Origin of the sequence: Streptomyces beijiangensis, from assembly GCF_017315755.1 — a bacterium.
Classification (GTDB): Bacteria; Actinomycetota; Actinomycetes; order Streptomycetales; family Streptomycetaceae; genus Streptomyces; species Streptomyces beijiangensis.
Genome location: NZ_JAFLRJ010000950.1, coordinates 1 through 325 on the forward strand (window position 1 = coordinate 1; position 325 = coordinate 325).

Here is a 325-nt window from a genome sequence, read left to right on the forward strand (position 1 = left end):
CGGCTCGTCGAGGAAGAGCACTTCGGGGTTGTGGAGGAGGGCGGCGGCCAGGCCGATCTTCTTGCGCATGCCCGTCGAGTAGTCGACGACCAGCTTGTGCTGGGCGCCCGCCAGGTCCAGTACGTCCAGGAGCTGCGTCGCCCGCTTGTCGACCTCGGCGCCGGGCAGCCCCCGCAGCCGTCCGCTGTACGCGAGGAGTTCGCGGCCCGAGAGCCGCTCGAAGAGGCGCAGGCCCTCGGGGAGCACGCCGATGCGGGACTTGACCGCGACCGGGTCCTGCCAGACGTCGTGGCCGGCGACCAGGACCGTCCCCTGGTCGGGGCGG

1 protein-coding gene is annotated in these 325 nt (G+C 72.6%); it reads right to left on the minus strand.

Going from position 1 to position 325, the window contains the following annotated elements:
• Positions 1-325: ATP-binding cassette domain-containing protein (locus tag J0695_RS40035; RefSeq protein ID WP_206969729.1), on the minus strand; the 325-nt coding region annotated here is incomplete at both ends.